Source organism: Erwinia sp. MYb416 (assembly GCF_037479575.1).
Taxonomy (GTDB): domain Bacteria; phylum Pseudomonadota; class Gammaproteobacteria; order Enterobacterales; family Enterobacteriaceae; genus Erwinia; species Erwinia rhapontici.
In genome coordinates this window covers 1-928 of the sequence record NZ_JBBGYT010000032.1, presented here as the reverse complement: position 1 = coordinate 928, position 928 = coordinate 1, and the positions used below count along the sequence as shown (strand labels likewise).

The window sequence follows — 928 nt, the reverse complement described above, 5'->3', positions numbered from 1 at the left end:
GTTCAACAGGCTGGATGTAATCGTTCATTTTCAGACGGTCTCCTCAGTATTCACTGTTGCTGTAGATAATCGGCCAGGCTGTTATGCCCTGACATGATGAGATGCATAACGACGTCTTCCATCTTTTGCGTTTCACCGCGCGAGCGGGCTTCAAAACTGGCCTGCCACACAATGACAGTTTCCTCTTTTCCCGTCAGCAGAATCAGGCTCACCGTACGCAAGGCTGAGCTGGCCAGCTCCAGCTCCAGCACATGGCTACCGACGAGTCCGGTAGTGCTTGCAGGCTGCATCAGTGAGCTGACCAAATGGATATCAGGATGCGACGTGGGTATGGTAAATCTTGCTGACCACGGTCCAGCTGCCGTTCACCTTCAGAAGATTGAAAAAGTCGGTGAAGCGAAAGCCTGAAATGTCATCGGTATCAATGCGTGCGCTAGCTGCGGTTCCGACGATATCCACGCGAACGATAGCGGCCTTCGCCTCAGGAGAGGGACGGAAATCGCAGTCAATAACGTCGAACAACCCCTGAATGGGGCCACCGGTGAGATTACCGTCGCCGTCAGCGCCAAAAATGGTGGCCTGCTCACTGAAAGCGGGCTTCATGATCTCGCTCTTAGCCTGTTTACCGCCTTCGTTGTACTGATTAAGTACAGCCACAATGGCGTTGTAATCCTGTACGTAAGTTATTTCGCTCATCTTCTTTCTCCGTAGTGATAAACCGGGTATCCGTTCAGATCCCCTCTTTCACTTGCTGGTACCATTTTGTAGTGACCACTAAGTAATGTTATTATTGTATAGTGATCACTATGTAAAGTTTAAAGCTATATATTGATAACCCATAAATTAAAACGCCAGGTGTAAACACAGCCAGCGGAAAGCCCAAGGGCAGACCGAGAAGTTTTGATCGTGATAAAGCCCTGCTCCGCGC

Annotated in this window: 2 protein-coding genes; both read right to left on the bottom strand. The window is 49.9% G+C overall.

Annotated elements, in window-relative coordinates:
- Positions 1–50: 50 nt before the first annotated feature.
- Positions 51–290, bottom strand: a complete 240-nt coding sequence (locus WH277_RS00305; protein ID WP_339457758.1) for a hypothetical protein — start codon at positions 288–290, stop codon at positions 51–53.
- Between the two features lie 22 nt (positions 291–312).
- Positions 313–696: a nuclear transport factor 2 family protein gene (locus tag WH277_RS00300; protein ID WP_339457759.1), complete on the bottom strand. Its 384-nt coding sequence runs from the start codon at positions 694–696 to the stop codon at positions 313–315.
- Positions 697–928: the final 232 nt, after the last annotated feature.

What these genes read in the sequence shown, in the direction of transcription:
- WH277_RS00305 (WP_339457758.1), bottom strand. Translation starts at nt 290, where the DNA reads ATGCAGCCTGCAAGCACTACCGGACTCGTCGGTAGCCATGTGCTGGAG.
- WH277_RS00300 (WP_339457759.1), bottom strand. Translation starts at nt 696, where the DNA reads ATGAGCGAAATAACTTACGTACAGGATTACAACGCCATTGTGGCTGTA.